This is a genomic window from Mycobacterium sp. NGS34 (assembly GCF_059812845.1).
Map to the genome: position 1 here is coordinate 1 of NZ_JCALDM010000013.1, position 23,702 is coordinate 23,702.

At 65.5% G+C, this 23,702-nt stretch carries 22 protein-coding genes; 8 read left to right on the forward strand and 14 right to left on the reverse strand.

All coding sequences use genetic code 11. The features are described 5' to 3' along the window. From AC5Y7V_RS24570 to AC5Y7V_RS24600, 7 genes are all read right to left on the reverse strand, one after another. The coding region (locus AC5Y7V_RS24570; RefSeq protein ID WP_499882646.1) for a GMC family oxidoreductase N-terminal domain-containing protein at positions 1-1,297 on the reverse strand (1,297 nt) is incomplete at its 3' end. Next, positions 1,294-2,313: an NADP-dependent oxidoreductase gene (locus tag AC5Y7V_RS24575; protein WP_499882794.1), complete on the reverse strand. Its 1,020-nt coding sequence runs from the start codon at positions 2,311-2,313 to the stop codon at positions 1,294-1,296. The genes AC5Y7V_RS24570 and AC5Y7V_RS24575, both read right to left, overlap by 4 nt. A gap of 107 nt (positions 2,314-2,420) precedes the next feature. Further along, positions 2,421-3,338 carry an alpha/beta hydrolase gene (locus AC5Y7V_RS24580; protein ID WP_499882647.1) on the reverse strand — a complete coding sequence of 306 codons (918 nt, stop codon included), beginning with the start codon at positions 3,336-3,338 and terminating at the stop codon, positions 2,421-2,423. Beyond that, positions 3,335-4,309, reverse strand: coding sequence for an enoyl-CoA hydratase/isomerase family protein (locus AC5Y7V_RS24585; protein WP_499882648.1), 975 nt, complete (start codon positions 4,307-4,309; stop codon positions 3,335-3,337). Before AC5Y7V_RS24585 ends, AC5Y7V_RS24580 begins: the two co-directional genes overlap by 4 nt. Positions 4,310-4,359: 50 nt before the next feature. Next, a complete protein-coding gene (locus AC5Y7V_RS24590) occupies positions 4,360-5,226 on the reverse strand; it encodes an alpha/beta fold hydrolase (RefSeq protein ID WP_499882649.1) in 867 nt (288 codons plus the stop codon). Beyond that, entirely contained in the window at positions 5,223-6,089 is an 867-nt protein-coding gene (locus AC5Y7V_RS24595; protein WP_499882795.1) for an alpha/beta fold hydrolase, read from the reverse strand. The genes AC5Y7V_RS24590 and AC5Y7V_RS24595 overlap by 4 nt, the downstream gene beginning before the upstream one ends. A gap of 56 nt (positions 6,090-6,145) precedes the next feature. After that, positions 6,146-7,000: an SDR family NAD(P)-dependent oxidoreductase gene (locus AC5Y7V_RS24600; RefSeq protein WP_499882650.1), complete on the reverse strand. Its 855-nt coding sequence runs from the start codon at positions 6,998-7,000 to the stop codon at positions 6,146-6,148. A 264-nt stretch (positions 7,001-7,264) separates the two neighbouring features. Here AC5Y7V_RS24600 and AC5Y7V_RS24605 point away from each other — a divergent pair, with 264 nt between their 5' ends. Next, positions 7,265-7,858: a TetR/AcrR family transcriptional regulator gene (locus AC5Y7V_RS24605; protein WP_499882651.1), complete on the forward strand. Its 594-nt coding sequence runs from the start codon at positions 7,265-7,267 to the stop codon at positions 7,856-7,858. Positions 7,859-7,944: 86 nt separating this feature from the next. On the opposite strand, the gene AC5Y7V_RS24610 is transcribed toward AC5Y7V_RS24605, so the two are convergent. From AC5Y7V_RS24610 to AC5Y7V_RS24620, 3 genes are all read right to left on the reverse strand, one after another. Continuing rightward, a complete protein-coding gene (locus AC5Y7V_RS24610) occupies positions 7,945-9,333 on the reverse strand; it encodes an aromatic ring-hydroxylating oxygenase subunit alpha (protein ID WP_499882652.1) in 1,389 nt (462 codons plus the stop codon). 11 nt (positions 9,334-9,344) lie between these two features. Then, complete coding sequence (locus AC5Y7V_RS24615; RefSeq protein ID WP_499882653.1) at positions 9,345-10,250, reverse strand: SDR family NAD(P)-dependent oxidoreductase; 906 nt, start codon at positions 10,248-10,250, stop codon at positions 9,345-9,347. A 78-nt stretch (positions 10,251-10,328) separates the two neighbouring features. After that, entirely contained in the window at positions 10,329-11,225 is an 897-nt protein-coding gene (locus AC5Y7V_RS24620) for an enoyl-CoA hydratase/isomerase family protein (RefSeq protein WP_499882654.1), read from the reverse strand. A gap of 77 nt (positions 11,226-11,302) precedes the next feature. Between AC5Y7V_RS24620 and AC5Y7V_RS24625 the strand changes: the two genes are divergently transcribed. From AC5Y7V_RS24625 to AC5Y7V_RS24655, 7 genes are all read left to right on the forward strand, one after another. Next, positions 11,303-11,734 (forward strand): SRPBCC family protein, encoded by a 432-nt coding sequence (locus AC5Y7V_RS24625; protein WP_499882655.1) that lies wholly within the window; start codon positions 11,303-11,305, stop codon positions 11,732-11,734. A gap of 33 nt (positions 11,735-11,767) precedes the next feature. After that, complete coding sequence (locus tag AC5Y7V_RS24630; protein WP_499882656.1) at positions 11,768-13,087, forward strand: amidohydrolase family protein; 1,320 nt, start codon at positions 11,768-11,770, stop codon at positions 13,085-13,087. Further along, positions 13,084-14,280: an acyl-CoA dehydrogenase family protein gene (locus AC5Y7V_RS24635; RefSeq protein ID WP_499882657.1), complete on the forward strand. Its 1,197-nt coding sequence runs from the start codon at positions 13,084-13,086 to the stop codon at positions 14,278-14,280. Before AC5Y7V_RS24630 ends, AC5Y7V_RS24635 begins: the two co-directional genes overlap by 4 nt. Before the next feature lie 112 nt (positions 14,281-14,392). Continuing rightward, the gene (locus AC5Y7V_RS24640; RefSeq protein ID WP_499882658.1) at positions 14,393-15,355 is read left to right on the forward strand and encodes an acyl-CoA dehydrogenase family protein; all 963 of its coding nucleotides are present in this window, start codon (positions 14,393-14,395) and stop codon (positions 15,353-15,355) included. Positions 15,356-15,369: 14 nt separating this feature from the next. Next, positions 15,370-17,472, forward strand: coding sequence for a CoA transferase (locus tag AC5Y7V_RS24645; protein ID WP_499882659.1), 2,103 nt, complete (start codon positions 15,370-15,372; stop codon positions 17,470-17,472). 3 nt (positions 17,473-17,475) lie between these two features. Continuing rightward, positions 17,476-17,706, forward strand: a complete 231-nt coding sequence (locus tag AC5Y7V_RS24650; RefSeq protein ID WP_499882660.1) for a hypothetical protein — start codon at positions 17,476-17,478, stop codon at positions 17,704-17,706. Next, entirely contained in the window at positions 17,703-18,821 is a 1,119-nt protein-coding gene (locus AC5Y7V_RS24655; RefSeq protein ID WP_499882661.1) for a thiolase family protein, read from the forward strand. The genes AC5Y7V_RS24650 and AC5Y7V_RS24655 overlap by 4 nt, the downstream gene beginning before the upstream one ends. Before the next feature lie 122 nt (positions 18,822-18,943). On the opposite strand, the gene AC5Y7V_RS24660 is transcribed toward AC5Y7V_RS24655, so the two are convergent. The 4 genes from AC5Y7V_RS24660 to AC5Y7V_RS24675 form a co-directional block, all read right to left on the reverse strand. After that, a complete protein-coding gene (locus AC5Y7V_RS24660) occupies positions 18,944-20,233 on the reverse strand; it encodes a phosphotransferase (RefSeq protein ID WP_499882662.1) in 1,290 nt (429 codons plus the stop codon). 64 nt (positions 20,234-20,297) lie between these two features. Beyond that, positions 20,298-21,155 (reverse strand): mycofactocin-coupled SDR family oxidoreductase, encoded by an 858-nt coding sequence (locus AC5Y7V_RS24665; protein WP_499882663.1) that lies wholly within the window; start codon positions 21,153-21,155, stop codon positions 20,298-20,300. A gap of 53 nt (positions 21,156-21,208) precedes the next feature. Then, positions 21,209-22,429 carry a CaiB/BaiF CoA transferase family protein gene (locus AC5Y7V_RS24670; protein ID WP_499882664.1) on the reverse strand — a complete coding sequence of 407 codons (1,221 nt, stop codon included), beginning with the start codon at positions 22,427-22,429 and terminating at the stop codon, positions 21,209-21,211. An 11-nt stretch (positions 22,430-22,440) separates the two neighbouring features. Next, complete coding sequence (locus tag AC5Y7V_RS24675; RefSeq protein ID WP_499882665.1) at positions 22,441-23,643, reverse strand: cytochrome P450; 1,203 nt, start codon at positions 23,641-23,643, stop codon at positions 22,441-22,443. Positions 23,644-23,702 lie beyond the last annotated feature (59 nt).

A 23,702-nucleotide genomic window follows, 5' to 3' on the forward strand; every position in this document is an offset into this window, starting at 1 on the left:
CTAAGTAGGTGGGGCTGGGATTATCGCCGTTCTGCACGGTGGACAGCCGATAGCCGCGACCGAGACGGCGCTTGCGGGCGCGAAACGAAATCGCGTTGTCTCGTGATTGCATCACCAGCAGCATCACCATGCGCCGACTCCACCCTATCGGCCACAGCGTCTGCAGCCAGCGCCGCGGGTGGCGTGCGATCGCCGCGAGCCACTTCAGCGGTCGGGTAATTCGTGTGCCGTCACCGACGAGCACGGTGTAGAGCAGGCTAAGCATGTCGGCGTGCGGTCCGTAGGTCAGAAACTCGATGTGGGTGTCGGTGTCGACGTGCACGCTGCTGCTGGCGGTGACGTCGCGCCAGCTGCCGCGGTCCTCGGGCAGCAGCACAGTCAGCACGGATTCGCTGTTGGTGCGCACCAGTTCGCCGAGCCGGTCGCTGATGCGGGGCAGCGAGCCGCCGTGCTTGCAGGTGGCGAGCAGTTCGTTGGTGCCCAGCGCGCCGCCGGCGAACACCACCCCGGCGGTGGTGTAGGTGCGGCGGTCGCGGTGACCGCCGCGGGGATGTTCGGTGGTGACGCGGTACCCGTCGCTGCCGTCGGGGCTGCCCAGCGGAGCGACGTCGACGACCTGATGTTCGGGCAGGATCTGCACACCGTTGCGTTCGGCGAACCATAGATAGTTCTTGGTCAGCGAGTTGACCGCCCCCACGCGGCAGCCCACCATGCAGGCCCCGCAGCGGGTGCAGCCGGTGCGGTCGGGACCGGCGCCGCCGAAGTAGGGGTCGGGCACGGTCTTGCCGGGCTCACCGAAGAACACCCCGGTGGGGGCGCGGGTGACGGTGTCCTCGGTGCCGAAGTGGCGGCCCATCTCCCGGATCCATTGCTGGTGCATCGAATCGAAGGGGACCGGTGCGGCGCCGAGCATCCGTTCGGCGGTGGTGTAGTGCGGGGCCAGCAGGTGCTCCCAGTCGCCGAGGTGACTCCACTGGTCGGCGTCGAAGAACTCCTTCTTGGCGCGGTAGAGCACTCCGCCGTAGACCAGGCTGCCGCCGCCGACCCCGCTCTGGGACGGGAAGAAGACGTGGCGGAACATCGAGGTCCGCATGATTCCCAGCTTGCCCAGCCGCGGCAGCCAGTTGTACCTGTCGGTCTGCCACGCTGAGGCGGGTAGGTCGGCGGGCTCGTAGCGGCGGCCGCGTTCGAGGACGCCGACGCGAAATCCCTTCTCCGACAGCCGCAGCGCGGAGACGCTGCCGCCGAACCCGGATCCGACGACCAGCCAGTCGAAGTCGAACGCCTCTGCGGTCACGACCGCGGTTCTTCGCTAGTGACGGACACGACGACCTTGCCCTTGGCGCGTCCGCTCTCGACGTAGGACAGTCCCTCCAACGTGTCGGCGAACGGGAACACCCGGTCGATAGTGGGGCGGATCACCCCGGCATCGACGAGGGCACCCAGTTGGCGCAACTGTTGGCCGTTGGCGGTCATGAACAGGAACGAGTAAGTCACCGAATGTCGTTTGGCCTTGCGCCGGATGGAGAAGCTCAGGGCGCGCATCGCCTGCACCAGAATCCAGTTGGCGCCGAAATCGCGGGCGAACACGGGGTCGGGTGGGCCGGCGACCGAGATGACCGTGCCGCCGGGTTTGAGCACCTGCAGCGACTTCTGCAGCGTCTGCCCGCCCTGAGTGTCCAGAACGACGTCGTAACCGGACAATTCGGCGGCGAAGTCCTGGGTCTTGTAGTCGATGACGACGTCGGCACCTAGGTCCCTGACCCAGCCGGCATTGGCGGCGCTGGTCGTGGTGGCGACGGTCGCGCCGAGGTGTTTGGCCAACTGGATGGCGATGCTGCCCAGTCCGCCGGAACCCGCGTGGATCAGCACCTTCTGACCGGGTTGAACGTGGGCCTTCTCGACCAGCGCCTGCCAGGCGGTGAGCGCGACCAGTGGCAGGGAGGCGGCTTCGGCCATGTCGAGTCGCTCGGGCTTGGGGGCGACGTCGCTCTCGTCGATGGCGAGGTATTCGGCGAAGGCGCCGATGCGGTCCTGCCGGGGTTTGGAGTACACCTCGTCGCCGGGTGCGAATCCGCGCACCCGGGGACCGGTCTCAACCACGACGCCAGCCAGGTCGTTGCCCAGCACGATCGGAAGCTTGTAGCGCAGTAGCGGTTTGAGTTCGCCGTTGCGGATCTTCAGATCCAGTGGGTTGATACTGGCGGCGTGGATCTGCACCAAGACGTCGTCGTGGCCCAGGGCGGGCTGGGTTCGTTCAACAGCGGCGACGTTGTCGGTCTTGCCGTAACGGGTCAGCGTGAACGCCTTCATCGTGTCGCTTCCTGATCGGGTGCGGGTGCCGGCGGTGCGGCGTGGGCGGGCGGCCTGCTCGGACAGCCCGGCGGTGCGCCCGCCGAGTGCGTCGGCGGGATCGGCGCTCACGACGGTGCCCCGGCTGGCTGCAGGTGGCGGTTAAGGAACTCGATCTGATCGCCGACCAGTTGCTCGAAGGGTTCGCCGAGGTAGAACTCGAAGTGCCCGGCGTCGTAGTGCTTGATCTCCCCGCGCGGCGCGGTACAGGCATAGCGCTCGGTCTGCGCGGGTGGGGTGACAGTGTCGGTGTCGCTGATGCAGAACAGGATCGGGTAGGCGATCTCCTTGGCCGACCGTCCGGGCCGATAGGTCGTGATCGTCGGGGCGACGCGGGCGGCCACCTCGTTGCGGAACGTCGTGTCCGCCGGCAGAAGTGCCAGATAGCCGGGCAGTGCGTCCGGGGCGTTCATCAGGGCCAGCGAGCCGGGCGGCCCGGCCAGCGGGATCATTGCCGGGGCCTTACCGCGTAGGATGGAGACGTAGTCCCTGGCCACCGAGGGCAGCACCTTCAGAGATGCCAGCGGCCCTAGTGCCAGCGCAGACGTCAACCCATCGGTAAACGGGCATTGCGCCACAGCCGCGGTGAGTTCGGGATGCCGTGACGCGACGGTGATGGCGTGCCCACCGCCGAACGAGCTGCCCCACACCGCGATTCGGGTGCGGTCGACGTCGCGACGGCCTTTGACAAAGGCGATGGCGGCATCCCAGTCCGCCAGTTGGCGTTTGATCGACAACAACTGGCGGGGCTGGCCGGTGCTGTCACCGAAGTGCCGGTACGTGAACGCCAGCGCCGCGATCCCGGCCTGGGCGAAGCGTTCGGCGAAGGCGTCCAGGCGCATCTCGCGGGTACCGCCCAGGCCGTGGCCCAGGATCACCACCGGCGGGGCGGTCACCCCGGTTGGCAGGTAGAGCCAGGCGGCGCAGGTGTCGTCACCAGAGGTGAAGGACACGTCGTGGCGGGTGAACGACTGCGTGGCACTCACTTGACCATCACCTCCGCGCCGAGAGCGGGCACTGTGCCGGCTTGCAGGGCGCGGTCGTAGGTGTCGCCGTGATAAAGCGGCAACTCGCCGACCGAGTCGATGTCGTCGAGGTACTGCAGCATCAGCTGCTGGCCCCGCGGGGACTGGTCGGTGCCCAGGAACTCGGTGCGCTCCACGTGCAGGCCCTCGGTCAGCGACATCGATCCGCCGAAGTAGACCGAGCGTTTGATCGCCTCGACCGACCCCTTGGTTCGCTTGCCGAAGTACTCGGCCACCTCGACCGCCCGCTCCACGACCTGGTCGGTGGGCACCACGTCGTCGACCGCGCCGTTGGCCAGTGCCTGGGCGGGGGTGAACGGCTTGCCCTCCAGAATGGCGACCAGCGACTTGTGGGTGCCGATCAGCCGGGTCAGGCGCTGGCTGCCGCCGCCGCCGGGCATGATGCCCAACAGCACCTCGGGCTGACCGATGAAGAAGTTCGCGTCGTCGGCCATGATCCGCAGATCACACGCCCAGGCGAACTCCGCACCCAGTCCCAGCGCTGATCCGTTGAGGGCGGCGACGAAGATGACGCCGCTGGCGTTCATCCGCAGGAATGTGTTGTGCAGGCGGTCCAGTTGGGCGACGCCGCGTAGCGGGGTCTTCTGTACAACCGTGTCCAGCGCCCGGGCCCGATCGATGCCACGGGCCAGCCGCAGCGCCGCCGAGGCGGCACGGCGGTTCAACTCCGGCACCGCCGCGCCTTCGGCCTGCAGCCACCGCACGTCGGCGTGGCTGACGAACCGCCCCTCGCGGGCGCCGGTGAACACCACTGCGTGAACCTTGGGGTCGCGGTCGGCGCGGCTCACCAGCGCGTCGAGCTCGTTGGCGATGTCCAGGCCGAACAGGCTGTGCGGGCCGCCATCCACTCGCGCGATCAGAATGGCTCCGCGGTCCTCGATCTCGAGGTAGCTCTTATGTTGCTGGGTCATGTTTCTTCCGTTGTGATTTCGCCGGGAGGTGATATTGCCGTTGATGCAGATCACGCATCAATGAATTGAATTGCAGTAGATGCGAACTCGTGGTGGTACTGGAAGATCGCGCCGTGCCCAGAGTTGGGATAGATGACGAGTTTCGAGTCAGCGATCCGACGATGCATGTCTTCGGAGAGAGCCGTGGGGACCATGCGATCGTTGTCGCCGTTCGCGATCAACGTCGGATGGGTGATCACAGACAGGTCTGCGGGTGTCGAGCGCCCCCACCGCTTGATCGCTTTGAGTTGGGTTCGGAAGGCCTTCACCGTGATCGGCGCGTCCCGATCCTCGGTCCGTTCTTCGAGGCGCTCGACGAACGCGCGTGCGGCGCGTCTGCCGATGTCGTCGCGATTGAAGAACAGAAACTCCTTGGGGTCCTTTCGAGCAAGTGCGGCACGCAGTGTGTCGTAGTAGGTGGTACCGGCAACCTTGTCAATGCCCTTTCCGCCTGCGGGTCCGGTTCCGGTGAGGATCAGCTTGCGGACGAGTTCAGGATGTTTGAGCACCAGCGCTTGGGCGACCATCCCGCCGAGGGAGAAGGAGAGGATGTCGACGGTGTTGAAACCGAGTGCGGTGATGAAGGTATAGGCGTCGTCGGCCATCGACTCGACGGTGTCGGGCACGGTGCCGGTGGACGCTCCTACGCCGCGGTTGTCGAAAGCGATGACGTGGTGGTGCTGAGCGATCGGATCGATGATCCGGGGATCCCAGTTGTCCAGCGTGGCGGCGAGATGGACAAAGAAGATGACCGGAACCCCGCCCGTCGGCCCAAGTTCGCGGTAGGCGTAGGTGACACCCGCTGCGGTGACTGTGCGCGATGGCGCACGCGTGTACGACGTGATCGTGTCGCTGCGCTGATTTTGTTTTGCGTTCATGCCGTTCTCCTGTTGGTCTCGGAAGCGCTTTCCTCGGCGAGGAAGCGCAGGGCGTCGGGTACGAAGGCCCGGTGGTGCTGGAACACTCCGCCGTGTCCCGAGTTGGGGTAGATCTTCAGTTGGGCGTTCGGCAGTCGGCGTGCCATGTCGGCTGAGTGGCTGCTGGCGACCATGAGGTCGTGGTCGCCGTTGGCCACTAAGACGGGCTGGGCGATGACTGACAGGTCGTCGGGTTCGCTTTGTCCGGCGTGTCGGATGGCTTTGAGCTGAGCGATGCGGGCCTGCATCGAGATTCGTTTGTCACGGTTTTGAGTGCGTTCCTTGAGGCGGGTGAGATAGTCCGACGCGGCCCGTTTGCCCTCGGCGGTGCGGGGAAAGAACAGGAAATTTCTAGGATCGCTGAAAGTGAGTGCCGCTTTGAGGTAGGCGATCCCGACGATGGTTGCCATCTTGTCGATGCCGCCGCCGCCGCGTGGGCCGGTGCCGGCGAGGATCATGCGCCGCACAAGGTCTGGTGCCTGGAGGGCGATCATCTGCGCGACGCCGCCGCCGAGCGAAAAGCCGAATAGATCAACGCGTTTAAGGCCCAAGGCGCGGATGAAGGCGATGGCGTCGGTGCCCATCTGCTCGACCGTGGGTGGCACCGAGGAGCCCGTCGCGCCGACACCGCGATTGTCGAAGGCGATCACGCGATGGTGCGCGGCGATACCGTCGATGATTCGCGGGTCCCAGTCATCGAGAACCGCGGTGAAGTGGTGGAGAAACACCACGGGAACGTCTGACCCGGTGCCGAGTTCGCGATATGCGAACTCGACGCCGCCGACGTCGATCTTGCGAGTCGGTGTGTCTATCCACGGAGCCATTTCGTGCCTTTCGATGTGATCGTGCGTCCACGCGGGGACATTGGGATGGTTGGTTCTCACCGTGCGATGTGGGGTTGCGCGTCGAGTTTGGACAGCGCGGAAAGGGTTCGCCGGTCACGGGCCAGATGCGAATCCATTGCAGGCGCGAGGAGTCCTCGCAGCGCCGAAAGGGGCTTCCATCTGGATGGCTCCACCACGCGTGGTGACCGATGAGCGAGGCCGTGGGCGAGTGCTGTTGCAGCGTGCTCGGGTTGAAGGCGTTTCAACAGGGGCCGCGGCAAGGTCGCGAGCAGATCGTCGACAGCGGGGTCGGCGTCGACGCCTTGCCTGATCATGTTGGTTTCGATCAGTGAGAAGTAGGCGATCGTGGTCGAGACGCCGTGCGCGGCAAGTTCTACGCGTAACCCGCGGCCGAGCTGCTCAACCGCTGCTTTGCTCATGGCATAAGGAATCGCGCCCATGCCGTTGAGAAACGCGAAAACCGAACTGATGAGGACGAATTGGCCGCGGTGAGCGATGACCTGATCCATGGCGGCTTGGATGGTGTTCACGACGCCGGTGACGTTGATTGCGAGCACGGAGTCGATCGATGGCTTCGGCGTGGTCCGCAAAGTGGCGGCTCGAGAGAGAATGCCGGCGTTGGCGATCGCGATGTCAACCCGTCCGAAACGGTCAACGACTTCGGCAACGGCAAGGTCGAGTCCGTCGCGGTTACACACGTCGGCGATTGAGCCGAAGGCCGAGTGTGAGGACATGTGCGCAGCAATTTGTGGTGTCTGCGGGTTGACGTCCACCAGGGCGACCTTCGCGCCGCGGCCGAGAAGTTCGCGCGCGGTAGCGCTGCCGAATCCGCCGGTTCCGCCGGTGATGAGCACGACCTTGTCGCGAATGTCGTAGGACAGACGTGTCATCGGCTATCCGGACTCCACGTCGGGTAGCGCCGCCCAAGGTGGGGGCCGCGCGGCTTCCCCGGGACGGCGAGGGCCGCGCTCATGGCGGCCTTCATAAGCAGGCGCGGTGACACAAGTCCGCAGGCCACATGCCGTGGTTCATTCAGAGGAGCCATGGGTCTTCTCGGTGGAGCGGCCGATTGACTAACGATCATAATATTATGACTGTAAGGTAATCGGCTATGATGCGCAAGGGCGACTTTGAGGCGAACGGAGGACGCGACTGTGGCGAGGTACGACGCGGAGCACAAAGGCGAAACGCGGCGAAGGATTATCGATTCCGCTGGCCGGCGTTTCAAAGAGGACGGCATCGACGGTTCAGGTGTCGCTGCCCTCATGTCTGACGCGGGGCTGACAAACGGCGCGTTCTACGCGCACTTCAAATCGAAGGATGACCTTGTGGCCAACGTGGTCGCCGACCAACTGCGCGCCCAGCACGCCAACCTCGGCTCGCTACCCGCGGGCCGCGCGGCACTGGAGGAATACGTGCGCGACTACCTCTCGCCACGTCATCGGGACGATCCGAGCACGGGCTGTCCCTCTGCGGCCCTGCTCGATGAAATCGGCCGCTGCGATGACGCCGTCCGCGATTCCTACACCGAGGGAATGCAATCCATCATCGACATGGTTGCGACGCACTTGTCCCCACGCGACCCTTCCGCCGCCCGCACCAAGGCACTCGGGTTGTTCACGCTTCTCGTTGCCACCCTGCAACTCTCACGCGCCGTCTCCGATGGGCAGCTCTCCGACGAGATACTCGAATCAGGCATTCGCAATGCACAGATCCTCCTTGATTGCGGAGAGTTCGATGGTCGTTGATGGAGTTGAGCGTGGCCGAGCAGAGGTATCAGCCGCGTGTTGGCGATGAGCATGAGTAACGCCGTCAGCGACGCTACGCGAACCGTTTACTCGTCATGGTCTCCGCCGCCGAACAGGTATCTGTCGGCGATCGCATGCTCGTTGCGTATCGACATCTCTTGGACAGTGTTCAGCCAAAGCCCGTCGAAACCTGCGGAGTGCATGCCGGCGTGGATGGCCCCGATGTTCTTAAGGTCCTGTGAAGGGAGCTCGCCCCACCCGTCGTGGTCCTGCCACCGCTCGAAGACCTGCCACTGCGTCTCAGGAACCTCGCCCCGCGCGAAATGTTCCAACGAGAACATCTCGAACGTGCACCGATTCGGGTCCTCGGCGTCGGGCAGCATGCGATACCCGAGTAGGCACAACTTCTCGACCAGGATGACCATGGTGGGGAACACGTGCCAGTCGCCGTTCCCCGCGAAGTACTGCTCCATCGACATCTGGGGGAAGTCAACGCCTTCGGCGCGCGCGAGGTCCTCACACATCTGGTGATAGAGGACAAAGGGTGGAACCTCGCTGGGTTCCATCGCGGCCAGCTTTTGCGCGGCGCGGTAGTCGCGTTCTGTGACCAGCGAGCCGACCTCCAGGTACTGGTATTGCATCGAATTCGCGAACACCTCGGGTCGCGCCGCCAGTTCCTGCCGACCGCTGTCGCGGGCGGCGTGTTCGGGACGTTGCGTGTAGACGAATCTCGAGTGGTTCTTATACGTGATGGTCGGGGTGTATGGGGCGTAGGCGTACTCTTGCGGGGCTGCGGGTTCCGCGGAGGGGCGTGGGCCTTGCACGGACCGCATCGTCTGCGGATGAGTACCGGGGGTGTGGTAACCCTCAATGAATGCGTCGATAACGGTCTTCCAATTCGCCGGCAGGAAAGTTCGCTTGCGCCAGCGGTAGCGCATGTCCTGCAACCGGAATGGCGCCAGCGCGGTCGGCAGCGGATCCAGCCAATCGATCAGATCCGGCGGGTTGTCCGCCATGCTGACGAACACCCACCCGCCCCATGTGTCGACGGCAACTGGACGAAGACCCCACTGCTCACGCGGGCGGGCGGCGAACTCCTCACGGCATGGAACGAACGACGATCGGCCATCCAACCCGTAGCGCCAACCGTGAAACTCGCAGCGGAATTCCCTGCCCTCCGCGCATCCGCTGCCGCGGACAATCTTCATCCCGCGGTGGGCACACGTGTTGTGAAACGCCTTGATGCTGCCGTCCTTCTGGCGCACCACGATGATGGACTGCCGACCGATTGTGTACTCGTAATAGCAACCGGGGGAGGGGATTTCCTCTTCCCGGCACGCGGGCTGCCAAACCTGAGTAAACAACCGGCTCAACTCGAGTTGCAGATATTCGGGGTCGATGTAGCGGCTCTTCGGCACAAACGTCTCGCCGCAGGCGAACTTTTCGGGCACCCTTCCCGTCGCAAGCTCGGTCATGGTCACCCCCTTCAGCCTGCGGGTGGTTTGTCGAAAATGTTGGGGTAGAGCACGGCTTCCTTGAACGACGTTTCGATCTCGGCGAATGCGGTAGGGATGTCCCACGTTCCCGACGCCGACACGATTTCGCGTTCGACGACCGGATTGGACATCAGGCTGATCCGCCCATTCCCGGCGAAGATGACGCGCCGATTGAGCCAGTCGGATTGCACGCTGGCCAGATACACGACCGGCGGCACGCAATTCTTGGGTGATAGGCGAACGTTGGAGTCCGAGTAGTCCATGCTGCCGCCGCCCTTGATGCCCTGCGTCATGCGGGTGCCGGCGATCGGCGCGATGGCGTTGGAGCGCACCCCGTAGTTGCGTAATGCGTTGGCGCAAGAGAACGTCAGGCCGACGATACCCATCTTGGCCGCGGCATAATTGGGCTGACTTGGCGCGCCCTGCAGCCCCGACATCGAGGTGAAGGTGATCAGTCGGTACTGTCCGCCGCGGTTTTCTCGCCACCAGGCGGCCGCGTGCCGCGTGACGTTGAACGTGCCTTTGAGGTGGACCGAGATGACCGCGTCCCAGTCCTGCTCGCTCATCTTGAACACCATGGCGTCGCGTAGGATCCCCGCTGCGTTTACCACGACGTCGAGGCCGCCGAGCGTTTCGGCCGCGCGGTTGATGAGGTCCGCGCAAGCCGCGAAGTCGGTGATGTCGGTGGTATCGGCGAACGCCTTACCACCCTGGCTCGTGATCGTCGCGACCACACTCTCGGCCGGGCCTGCGTCAGAGCCTGTCCCGTCGACGCTGACACCGGCGTCTGACACCAGAACCGTCGCGCCCTCGGCGGCCAGGCCCTGGGCGACCGCCGCGCCAATACCCCGCCCGGCGCCGGTGACCAGCGCGGTACGTCCGTCAAGCACACCCATCGTCAGTCAGCTCCCATCCCGTCTGGCTAGCATACAGAACATCAACACAACATCTGTATAGCTGTTAATCAGCGAAGGTCACTCGAATCCCCACTCCGAATATCGCCGCTCTAGCTCGGCCATGGCCTCTCGGCCGCCACGAGCGCTCCGCTCCTTCATGAAATTGAACTCGTCGTCACGCCAAGACAGATTGCTGAACACCGTGTGGCCCATGGGAACCCAGTCGCCGAACTGCGCCATCCCGACGGCATGCCAGAACGCGATCAGTGCGTGCTTTCCCACCATCAGGCCGTCGGCCGAGTGGTGGGCGATCGCGCGGGCGTACCGCAGGGCCTCGTCCCGGAGGGACTCGGGCGACACCACCGAGGAGGCCACCCCCCAATCGCGCAGTTCGTCCGCAGTCACCTTGCGGCCGGTGATCATCGCCTCATAGCCGCGGTTAGGGCCCAGTTTGAGCAGCGCGAGCGGCATGGCCGTGGAGAACCCGGCGAACCCGATGCGGGCCTGCGGCCGGGCAAGGTACATGTCATCCGAGACGACCAGGATGTCGGCGGCCAGGGCGAGATTCATCCCCGCTCCCAGCGTGGCTCCCTGGCAGCCGACGATCACCGTCTTGGGGAACTCCAGCCAGTTGGTCAGGTGCCGGTGCAGGCGCCGGGCGTTGCCCAGGCGCGCGGTCTGCGGCAATCGCTCGCCCTTACGCAGTCCCGCTTCTTCCACCGGCAGCCGGCGCACGTCGTCGCCGCTGCTGAAGTCCTTCCCCTCCGCCAGCAACATGACGACTTTTACCTCGTCGTCGTCTTCCGCGCGGTCCAGTCGCTCCTTGAACAGGTCATGCATTCCGGGCGAGAGGATGGCGTTGCGCCGGTCCGGCCGGTTGATGGTGATCTGCGCGATGTGCGGTTCGACGACTTCATAGCGGACCCAGTCGTCATCGACCTCGAATTCGCCTCCAGCGGCGGCGTCGGTGCTCATATCACTCTCCTTCGCGCTTCCGCAGTACATAAGTACACTAGTCGATCAACTGTCACATCTGGTGATACGGTCAGCGAATGCCAACATTCACGGTCACCAAGCGGCTCGCCGCGCCAGCGGACGCGGTGTGGGCCGTTCTCGCCGACTTCGGCAACGTCGACTGGATCCCCGGACCCAGCGATGTCAGGGTCGAGGGCGACGGGCCCGGCATGCGGCGGTTCATCGCCGCGAGCAGTGAGAAGCCGGTCATCGAGACCCTCATCTGGATCAAGCCCGACGAGCGCGCGCTGTCGTACGAGATCGCCAACAATCCAATGCCGGTCAGCCGCTTCGTGGCCGTCAATACCGTCTCCGAAAGCAAAGATGCCCCCGGAGAATCGATCGTCGTCTGGGACATCGACTATGTGCCCATTGCTGATGATGCCGCCGCTCGCGATGCCATGGAGTCCGTCTACGGCTTGATGGCGGGCTGGGTTCAGGACTTCGCCCTGGCGCGCGAACCAAGATAGAACACTTAGACAGAGAATGTCTATTAGTCTAAGATGCTTGAAGTGATTGATCCTCTCGATCTGGTACTGATCAGCGTCGACGACCACACCGTGGAACCACCCGACATGTTCGTCGGCCGAGTGCCCAGCCGCTTCGCCGACGACGCGCCGCGCATCGTCGAAGACGCCGACGGCGTGTGTTTCTGGGTGTACGACGGCCTTCAGCTACCGAACATCGGGCTCAACGCGGTAGCGGGCCGGCCCAACGATGAATGGGGATTCGAGCCGTCCCGATTCACCGACATGCGGGCAGGATGCTACGACGTCGACGCACGGGTGAACGACATGGACGCCTCCGGCGTGCTTGCGTCACTGTGCTTTCCGTCGTTCCCCACTATCTCGGGTGCGCTGTTCACGTACCGCGGAGACCGCGAGGTGTCCGAGGCGATGGTCCGCGCCTACAACGACTGGCATATCGAGGACTGGTGCGGTCGGCACCCCGACCGGTTCATCCCGATGGGGATCTTGCCGTTGTGGGACCCGGCCCTGGCCGCCGCCGAAGTGCACCGGTTGGCCGGGCGGGGCTGTCGCGCGGTGACGGCTCCGCAACACATCGGAAGCTACGGCCAGCCGCCCTGGCAGGATCCGCACTGGGATCCGCTGTGGGAGGCGATCTGCGAAGAGAACACGGTGGTGAACATCCACATCGGCACGGGCGGCGGGTTGCCCGTGCCGTCCGACCTGACCACCTATCTGGCCTACAACTCGATGTTGCCGATCGACACCCAACGGTTCGTGGCCGACCTGTTGTTCTCGCCGATCGTCCGGAAGTTTCCGTCCATCAAGTTTTCGTTGTCGGAGGGCGGCATCGGGTGGATTCCGTTCCTGTTGGAGCGATTCGAGGACATCTACTCGCGCCAGCGGGCCTGGACGGGTGACGACCTGGGTGACGGCCTGAGCCCCAGCGACGTGTATCGCCGCAACTTCATGTCGTGCTTCATCCGCGACCGGGTCGGCATCGAGATGCGGGAGCGCATCGGAGTGGAGACCATCTGCTGGGAGATGGACTACCCGCATTCGGACAGCAGCTGGCCCGACGCGCCCGAGCAGCTCGCCGCCCAGTTGGAGGGCTGCACACCCGACGAGGTCGAGGCCATCACCTGGGGTAATGCCGCGCGTGTCTTCGGCTACACCGGCGTCGAGCGACGCGGCAGAAAAGACTGCACCGTTGCCGCGCTGCGGGGGAGGATCTCCGGCCTGGATTTGTCGGCGCCGAAGGTCGACGCGGGCCGCGCACCCAGGGCTGGCGCCAGCGCGATCACGTACGGCGACATGAAGATACGGATGGCGTCAATCCTTCGTGGTGGGGCGTGACCGAACCAGATTACGGGGTCATCCTCACAGAGGCCGATCAGCAGTTCCGCGACGAGGTTCGCGCCTTCCTGGCAACCGCACTGACAGACGAGGTCCGCGGTTCCGGGCGCGACGATTCTGACCGACTTGATCGAATGCGGCTGTGGCAGCGCCGGCTTCACGACGCCGGTCTGGCCGCGATTTCCTGGCCAGTCCAATTCGGAGGTCGCGGCGCTACTCCCGTGCAGCAGCTCATCTTCAACGCCGAGATGGCAGCCGCACACGCGCCGGAGCCGATCAATCGCAGCGCCGTCAATCAGCTTGGCCCGACCATCATTCAGTGGGGTTCCGACGAGCAACGCCAACGCTATCTGCCAAAAATCCTCTCCGGAGAAGAGGTGTGGTGCCAGGGCTTCAGCGAGCCCGAGGCCGGCAGCGATCTCGCCGCCCTGAAGACCACCGCCGAGAATCACGACGGCGAATTGGTCATCAACGGGCAGAAGGTCTGGACCTCCAAAGCCCAGTACGCCGACTGGATCTACATCCTGGCGCGCACCGATCCGGCAGCTGAGAAACATCAAGGGATCAGTTACATCCTCGTACCCCTGAGGACGAGCGGGATCGAGGTGCGCCCGATCCGGCAGATCACCGGTCAGGCCGAGTTCAACGAGGTGTTTTTCGATTCGGTTCGTGTGCCCCTTGGCAATGTCGTCGGGCCCCTGCACGACGGTTGGAAGGTCGCCAAATCCACGCTGGGCTACGAGCGGGTCGGACAGAGCCGCACCCACCGCATCGAACGCAGGCTGGCGATCCTGGTCAGAATGGCGCAGGAGCAGGGGGCAGTAGCCCGCGATGGCAGCGACGGCAACGGTTACGTCGCCGATCGGATCGTCGGGTTCGCCGCGCAAGTGGAGGCATTGCGTCAGATCGCGGCGCAGGCAACCGCCGCCGGCGTCCGTGGTCTCAGCCCCGGCCCCGAAGCGTCGGTGGCCAAACTGCTGACCTCGGAGGTGGACCAGGCGATGGCGAACTTCGGCCTGGACCTCGCCGGACCGGCCGGAACGTTGGAGCGCGGCTCGCCGGGGGCGGCGAAGAACGGCAATGTCGCGAAGAGCTACCTGCTGATGCGGGCGGCAACGTTTGGTGCGGGCACGTCGGAGATCCAGCGCAACGTGATCGCCGAGAAGCTGCTGGGGTTGCCCCGTGATACCTGACAGCCCGTCGCCGTCGAGCGAAACCGCCCCGAGCCCGGAAGAACTCGGCCGCCTGCGCGAAGCAGCCGAGGGCATCCTCCGAAAGGCGTGGTCGGCGCAGGCATTTCGCAGCTTGCTCGACGGACCGGGGCCGGTGTTCGACCCGAAGCTGTGGCAGACCGTCATCGAGGCCGGGTGGGCCGACGTCTTGGTAAGCGAGGCGAGCGGCGGGGGAGGCGGCGGCGCCCGTGACCTGTGCGTGCTCGCCGAGGCCGCTGGAGCAGCCTCGGCACCTGTCCCGCTCGCCGCGGCCGCGGCGGCGGCATGGTGTGAGGACCGCTGTGCCGATGGCGTCAGCCTGCTGCTGCCCGAACGCGGTAAATACACTGCGGCGGGCGTCTCGGGGGTCTGGCCGCTCGTGCCATTCGGTGCGGTCGCCACCAGGCTGCTGATTATTGCGGGCGAGGCAGACGGCACCGTGCTGGGCGTGGTCGATCCGGCCGGAGCGGCGGTAAAGCGTGAGCCGTTGATCCCGCTGGACCATAATCCGGCGGCACGAATCACTATGGACCGCGCACCCATTCAGATCCTGGCGAGGGGTGAGTGCGCCGGACGTCGGCACCGTGAGGCCGCTCTGCGGGGACAGGTAGCCCAGGTGGCCGAACTGGTCGGCATCGCGTCGGCCGCCAACGAGGCCGCAATTGAGTACGCGAAGCTGCGCGTCGCATTCGGCCGCCCGATCGGCACCTTCCAGGCGATCAAACACCGCCTGGTCAACCAGCGGTGCGCAATCGAAGTCGGGCGTGCGCTCGTCAACCGTGCCGCCGACGCCTGCCAACAGGAGCATCCCGACGCAGCGGCGCTGGTATCGCTCGCCGCCTTCTGGGGCATCGACGCGCTGCGGGCCGTGCCGGAGGGCGCCACACAGGTCTTCGGCGGGATCGCCTACACCTGGGAGCACGACGCGCACGTACACCTTCGGCGCGCCGCGAGCGTCGCGGCCAACCTCGGCACGCGCGCAATTCACCGCGGGATAGTCACGCGCTGGCTCAGCGCCCGTTATCCGGCGACCGAGACCGGGGAGAGCGCTACGTGAACCGAAGAGGCGACATGTCTTTCCTCTCGGGCGTGCGCGTGCTCCAACTTGGCGACGGGATCGCCGGTTCGGCGGCCGCGGCGCTGCTCGCCAGCCTCGGCGCGGAGGCCACAAAGGTGGCTGACGCCGGCGCATCGGGTCGGGTGGGACCGGTGATCACCACCCCGGCCGGACCGGTCGCTGCCGTGGACCTCACTCTTGATCGGGATAAGCGGATCGTCCAACCGCCCACGGATCTCTCAACATTGATCGGCGAACACGACATCGTGATCGTCGATGACGGCCGTGCCCTGACGCCACCGTTCGTCGAGAACGCGGTCGTCGTTACAGTCAGCCCATTCGGCCTCGACGGGCCGCGGTCGTCGCAGCCCGGCGGCGAGCTCGTCGCCCAGGCGGCCGGCGGACTGCTCGCCACGATCGAGGGCTCCGACGGAGCGCCGGTACCGGCGCCGGGCTATGTCGCGCTGAAGGCGGCGGGCGCGGTCGCCGCACTGGCGGCACTGCATGGCCTCGATCGGCGCAACGACGGTAACGAGGCGGTGAGCGTCGACGTGTCGGTGCAGGAGGCGGTCGCGTTCACCGCTGCCCTCCCGGAATGCGCCCACGTGTTATACGCGTGTCCCGGACGGGCGGGCAGCGGGCGGTACCTCGCGCCGTCGGGACTGTTTCCGTGTCGCGACGGTATGGTCCGCATCACCGCGGTCGAGAACCACCAGTGGCGGGGATTACTTGCGGCGCTTGACCATCCGGCCTGGGCCACCGGTCTCGACGAACGCCAGGCCCGCATCGACCACGCCGATCTGATCAACCAACACGTAACAGCATGGGCGGCAACGCACGACAAGGAAGAGTGCGCGGCAATGCTCCAGGCCCACGGCGTGCCGTCGACACCGGTGAATGCCGCCGAGGAGATTCTGACATCACCGCAATTCGCCTTCCGCGGCGCTCTGTCGACGACGAAGCTCGGCGGTGTCGAACTCCCCGTGCTTGAGTCGCCGTGGCTCACCAACGTTGGACACCGGTCGGATCACCGTCGAACCGGCCGCCTGAGCGACTTGCGGGTCGGCGAACTGACCCACGTCTTGGCCGGGCCAATCGTCGGTGCCCTGCTCGGCGCGATGGGCGCCAGGGTGTTGCGGCTCGAAGATCCTCAGCGCCTCGACATCTATCGGCGTACGGGCCCCTTTGCCCGGGGTAAGCCCGGCGTCGACCGCGGTGCGTATTTCGCGGTGGCCAATCACTCCAAGCAGAGCCTGTTGATCGATCCCGCCCGCATCCTGGACGACGTCGCCGCGGTGTTATCCGACGTTGACGTCCTCATCGAGAACGTCGGCAGCGGGCGACTCGCCAGACTTAAGGTGGACCCGGCCGACGTGGCCGGCTCGGGCAGGCTCGCCCTGCGGGTCTCCGGCTTCGGCTCGGAAGGCCCCATGGCCGGATATCGGGTCTACGCCAACAATGTTCAGGCTTATGGAGGGCTGGCCGGACTGACCGTCGGACCGGATGGGGCACCGGCGCGCCTCGGCACCGTGATAGCCGACCCGCTGTCCTCGGTCGTCGCCGCCGTGGTGGTCGCCGCATGGGCCGTCGGGCCGGCGCGTGACATCGGCGCCGTCATCGATCTCTCCATGGCCGAGGTCGTCGCGTCGACCGTGGCCGAGTTCGTCACCGCCGCCGCCGCTCCGGGTAGCTCCGGCATCGGCGATTCCGCGCATCGCGGCGTCTATCGCGCCGCGGACGGCCGCTGGGTCGCCATTGAAATCGCGGAGCCCGACGAGTGGACATGCCTGGCAGAAATCCTTGCAGTATCCGACGATTCGCGGCATACCACGGTGATCGAGAAGCTGGCGGGCCTGGTTGCCGCCGCGTCGGCCGACGATGTCTCCGCGCGTCTGAGCACGTCGGGTTTGCGCGCCGCAGCGGTGCAACGGGCCGAGGACCTGATTTCGGATCCGCATCTGGCGATCCGCGGTTTCTTCCCCGAGATCGCTCACCCAAACCCGGACATCGGTACCGCCCGCCTCGTCGGGTTGCCGTGGCGGTTCGTCGGTCAGGGACCCGTCCCACTCATGCCGCCGCCGGCCCTGGGCAACGCGAACGCGCACAAAGGAGGATGACCAATGTCCGCTGATCGCCCCGCGACCGTGTGGGCGTCGACCTTCGTTCCCGGGAAGTCACCCATCCCCGGGTACGGTCAGGACGGCTACAGCGTCGCTTGGGTCGACAACTCCGACGGGCGGCTTCAAGTGTTGGTAGCCGGGCCTCGTCCGGCGCCCGGCACCGTCGGCCGAGTCGTCGAGAAGACGTTGGAGGACAACGTCATCCTCTTCTTCGAGGCGCAATCGGAATGACGGGGACGCACGTCGCCGGCATCGGCGTCACACCGTTCGGCAGATTCGCCGACACCGCGCTGGCGGCGCTCGGCGTCGAGGCCGCCGAGGCTGCACTCGCCGACGCGGGTATGGGCTATGACGCTGTGGGCGAGGTGTTTACGTCATCCTCGATGGCGCCGCCCCAGACCGGCCTCAAGGTGGCACTTCGCCTGGGCCGCACGGGGGTTCCGGTGACCGCCATCGAGAGCGCCTCGGCGGGAGGCATGGTCGCCTTGCGGCACGCCGTGTGGGCGGTGGCCTCCGGTCGTTGCGACACCGCGCTGGCCATCGGCTACGAGAAGACCACGGCGCTGGAACCCGGCGGCGTGGTGCCGGCCGCCGTCGAATTCTGGGACCGGTTCCCGCCGCAGATCCACTACGCGATCGAGGCGAATCGTTGGCTGTATGAGGCAGGTTGCGGCCCGGAGGTTTTCGGAGCCGTCGCGGCCAAGTCGTACAACCAGGCGCGCCGCAATCCGCTGGCGGCGCGGCGCAACGACGATGAGGTCACCGTTGAGCAGGTGATGGCGGCGCGGATGGTGGCCGAGCCGCTCACCAAGATGATGTGTCACGCGTCCGTCGATGGCGGTGCGGCGATTGTCGTGACTTCCGAACGCCGCCCTCGGTCCGTTGCGATCAATGCCATCGAGCAGACCAGCTGGCCCGAAGACGCGGGCTGGCCGTTGGCCGGTCCGTGTGTCGGTCCGCCGTCGCAAATCGCGCTGACCGCTCAGCGTGCCTTCGATGCGGCGCAGGCGGCGCCGCGCGACGTCGGAATCGTCTCCCTGCATGACATGTGCGCCAGCGAGGAGGTCACCGCACTGATCGCGCTCGGCCTCGTCGGCGTCAACGATGTGGCCGAGCTCGCCCAGACAGGCGGCCTGGGATCCAAAGGCGGGCTGCCGACCAACACCGACGGCGGCTGCCTTGCTCGCGGTCACGCGTTCGGTGCGACCGGACTGGCCCAGGTCGCCGAGGTGGTCAGTCAGCTTCGCGGAGAGGCGGATTCGCGACAGGTCGCCGATCCCCGCGTCGGGCTCGCCCAGGCGATGGGCGGCGGTGGTTCCTGCGTGGTGGCCGTACTGGGTCGCTGACTCGGCTATCAGCTGGGGTCTCCGTAAGACCGGCCGAGAAAGCCTGATCGCCGCCTTTTCGCCGGCGTGCCGGTAGATCATTGTGCCGACGGAATTCGCCGCGGCCGGTGATCACGCAAGCGTCAGCGGCCGAGTAACCGGGCCAGGGGTGTCAGCGGCTGCACGCCGCCACCGCGGTTGAGAACCGGTTCCAGCAAACGCATTTGCCGCATAATTCGACGGTGGAACAGCCGAATGAGCTCGGCATCCATTTTTTCGGGTGCGCGCAAGACGAATGCCTCCAGCGCCTCATCCCCTGTACGCCAATCTGGGTATCGGGAGCCGAGCAGGCGCTTGAGATCGTCGAGGTCTTCGGATTCGATTGCGGGACCTTGCCGGCAGAGATCCGCGACGTAGCGTGCGGTTTGCGCGGTTTGATGCTGGCGAAAGCGCTCAACTTCGGTCTCGGCGGGCAATTCCTCGATGATGGGCGCCAACGCGTCGACAAGGCCGCCGTGGCGGACATCTGCCGCCTGCGGAAGTCGGTAATCGTCGAGGGCGACGTCCTGGACCGCGGCCATTGCTTCGACGGCGTTGAGCGAGCATTGCTGAAACCACTCCTCATATTGCAGCAAGTCGCTCATCGGAAAAGGGTTGTGCAGGATCATGACTAACGAGAGAGGCGTCGTCAGCGCGAACTGTGCGGTGTGGAACTCGACCACCGGCAGGTCCAGTTGTACGCCGGAGACCTCCTCATAGCGCCGGAACGCGCGCTCTAGGTCGCCGAAGGGCTCGGAGATGTCGCGCAGGCGCAGTCCTGCGAGGTCATGCGCGGTGTCGCCGAGGTAGGCCAGTTCGACGTCCAGCAGTCCGGTCACGCGCCCATCGGCGAACATGAACTGTCCGGGATCGCCCAGAACGAAGCGAGGATCGAACCGATGCGCGGGAACGTGGCGGCGAATCCAGCCGATGCCGAATTCCAGAAACGGCTCCGGGCGCTTTTTTGTCGACCGATACCGCGCAACGGACCCTTCGAAGCTCGACAACGCGTGCTGCTGAGGGTCTTTGGGTAACTTGAGTCCGACGGCGGAGAATTCACCTGGATCCAGCCGATGGATCCGCGCAAGGATTTCCATGTATTCGTCGATGACCGAGTTGCGCTCTGTTGCGCTCGGCGAGGTTGACAGATTGGTGGCGCCGGGCAGGCGATCCATGACGATGGCCGGTGGTGCGTCAATCCGACCGTGAATGTGTGGAACTGGAATTCCTTGCTTCTCCAGGGCTTCAAGGACTTCCGCTTCCCGATAGGTGGACAACGAGAACTCCATGCCCACGCGGTCGCCACGCACATACAGCGGCATGATTGTGCCGTCACGTTCGACGTCGGCGAACCAGGCCGGACGCCAACGTGGTTGGCGCTCGAAGGTCCGCACGGGCCCGAGGTGACTCTCGAGCCAGCTACGTACCGCCTCATCGGGTGTCATGTCGGCGTGGAGGTCAGAAACCCATTTTCAGCGCGGCGCCGGCGTCGATGAACATCTGCAGTCCGGTGACGTATCGCGATTCGTCGGAGGCGAGGTAGACCACGGCGTGCGAGATGTCCTCGGGCTGCACCCAGGGCACCGGCATTGCCTGGAGCATCGGGTAGATCACAAAGGCATCGTCGTGTGTGGGAGCCTCCAGGTCGGGCCGAAACGTCTTGTACATCATCGGGTTGTTCATCATCGCGGTGTTGACGTTCGTCGGGTGCACGGCGTTGACGCGTATCTGGCGCGCCGCCAGCGTCATCGCCATCGATTTGACCCAGTCGCGGACGAACTTCTTAGCTAGACCGTAGCCGAGTCCGCCGGGGCCCGAGTTGCCGCCGCCGTTGAACATATCGTGTTGGGCGACCAGTCCGGCGATTGAGCCGGTGGCGATGATCGACGCTCCGGTGTCGAGATGGTCGAACGCGGCGTTGACGGTGTTGACCACGCCGAGAAAGTTCACGTCGATTACGTCGCGGAATGCTGGATAGCCTTTGTTCTCTCCGTGCGGGCAGATGCCGGCGTTGGCGACGACGATGTGCAGCCCGCCCAGTTCGGCAACGCCGTCATCGATCGCCTTCTTGAGGGCCGCCCGATCCCGCACATCGGCCACAGCGGTGACGACACGTCGGCCTGCCTTCTCCACCAACTTCGCCGTCTCGTCGAGGTCGCTCTTGCGCGCCATCGGGTAGTCGTTGGTCGCGATGTCGTCGCATATGTCAACGGCGATGATGTCGGCGCCCTCGTCGGCGAGATGGACTGCATGACTGCGTCCTTGTCCGCGCGCGGCGCCCGTGACGACCGCTACTTTGCCGCTGACTCGATTCATGTGCTTCCTCCGTTGCTGGCTCTTTCGCCGTCAGGCCTTGAAGGTCGTCTTGGTCAGGCGATGGCTCCACTGTCCTTCAGGACAAGGATGTCGTCCCAGTCCTTGCCCAGTTCGAGTAACAGCGCTTCGGTATGTTCCGCGAACTCCGGTGTCGGGCCGAGAGCAAACGGTGTCTGATCGAAAAGCACGGGGCTCGAGACTAATTCGAGGGCACCGCCGCTGCCTTCGATGGGCACGATGACGCCGTTCGCCCTGACCTGCTCGTCGGCCGCGACATCCATCGTGTTCTGTACGGGCGCCCATTGCCCTTCGAAACCGGCCAGTGCTTTGCGCCAGTGCTCGAGCGTTTGGCTCCCGAGCACCTCGCGCAGGATCGCAGTCGCCTGCGCCGCATTGCGCGTCAGCAGCTCATGGCTTGCAAAGCGGTCGTCGGTCGCAAGCTCGGCGAGCCCGACCCGCACACAGAAGTCTGCCCAGTAGCGGAAACCTTGCATCATCGACAATCCCAGGTAACGGCCGTCGCCGGTCCGGTAGAAGCCCACCAGCGGATTGTGCGCGGTGACGTTGGCGCCGGCCGGGTTTGCCTGCCACGGCTCCCCGGAGATCAGCGCAGCGTTGACGGCCACCCCCATCGCCCACACCCCCACTCCGAGCAGCGAAACATCCACCACCTTGGCCTCACCGGTTCGTTCACGTGCGAACAGCGCCGCGGCGATTCCGCCGGCAATGGTCATGCCGCCCAGGGAATCTCCATACGCCGGTCCGGGTTGTGCGACGACGCCAGCCATATCGGGCGGGGTGACGCTTGCCGCGCTACCGCCTCGGCTCCAGAAGCCCGTCATGTCGTAGCCTCCGATGCCTGCCTCGTCGCCGAGCGTTCCGTATGCGCTGCCCCGCACATAGACGATGTCGGGATTCGCCGTCCGCAAGTCATCAACGTCGATCCGCAGTTTGGCGCGGGCGTCGGGCAAGAAGTTCGTCAGGAACACGTCGCTCGTGCGGGCAATGTCCATCAGCAATTCATGGCCGGCCGGTGTCGAGATATCCAGGGCGATAGATCGTTTGCCGCGGTTTGCGTGCTCCATGACGGGGTTGCGATCGCCGGCGATCTGTACGTTGCCGAGCTGACGTAGGCCCCGCTGGGCATCGCCGGTGCGCGGATGTTCGATCTTCAGTACGTCAGCGCCCCAGTCCGCCAGCACCGCGCCGGCGGCCGGCACGAAGGTCCACTGGGCAACCTCGAGGACACGTACGCCCGCCATGGGTCCGCTCATGGGCACGCCCCTCAGCGGTAGTCCAGCACAACAGGCAGGTGGTCGTGTGTGTGCACCAGCGTCGACACGCGGGGCACTCGGTCGCCGACCACGTGAATCCCCTTGGCGCGCCGCGCTACTTCCTCCAGCAGCAGACGGGCTTCGCGTCGGGCCAGGGCGGCGCCCATGCAGAAGTGCTCGCCGACTCCGAAGCCGAGGTGATTGGCGGCGTCCTGACGGTGGATGTCGAACTGTTCGGCGGTCGGGCCCCAGTGCTCCTGGTCGCGGTTCGCGGACGCATAGGCGAGCAACACCCCGTCGCCTTCCTTGACCTCCGCACCGCGTAGCCGAACGTCGCGGGCCGCCTGCCGGGCCATGCTCATCACCGGCGTCCAGTAACGCAGCACCTCCTCGACGGCGTTGCCGCTGAGGCCCGGATCGGCGAACAACACCGCCGACTGGTCGGGATGAGTGTCGAGACAATCGGCGATTCCCGCGACCAGGCTCTGCGTCGTCTCACTGCCGGCGGCGAGCAAGGTGAGCGCGTAGATCATCACCTGCATGTCGTCGAAGGGTTCCCCGTCAACGGTCACCTGGGAGAGCATCGTGAGCAGATCATCCTGAGGATGCTCCTTGCGTTCGGCGACGAGGCCCATCAGATAGGGGCCGATGTGTTCGAAAATGAACGCGTAGTCCTCATCGCTAGCGGCCCCACCACCGACGTTGGCGATGGTGGTCGCCCAGCCCGCGACCTTGGGCCAGTCTTCTTCGGGCACTCCCAGCAGGTACGCGAACACATACACGGGGATGGGCTCGGCCACCCGTTGAATCCAGTCGAATTCACCGTTCGGCAGGTCGTCGAGCACATCGTTGACGACCTGGCGTACCCGGGCCTCCATCTTGGCGACCGCGGCCGGGGTGAACCGCACTCCGACAGCCTTGCGGTGCGCTCGGTGCACCGGCGGATCCATGAACATGATGCCGCGGTTGCCGTACCCCTGAGGGTCGCGGCCCTCCCGGTGCGCGATCAGATCCATCATGATCCCAATGCGCTCCGACTTGAACTTCTCGGGTCGAGCCGAGATGCCCTTGATATCTTCGTATTTGGTAATGACCCAGAATTTCCCCTCGTCGTACCAATGCACGGGGTCGTGCTCGCGCAGCTGCGCGAACGCGCCGTTCGGGTCGCCGAGGTAGAACGCCGGCTCGTCGAACCGGGCGGCTGTGATCGTCACCATAGTACTGAACAATAGAACATCTATTGTCAATCTGCGAGCAAGGGCCTGTCGACCGG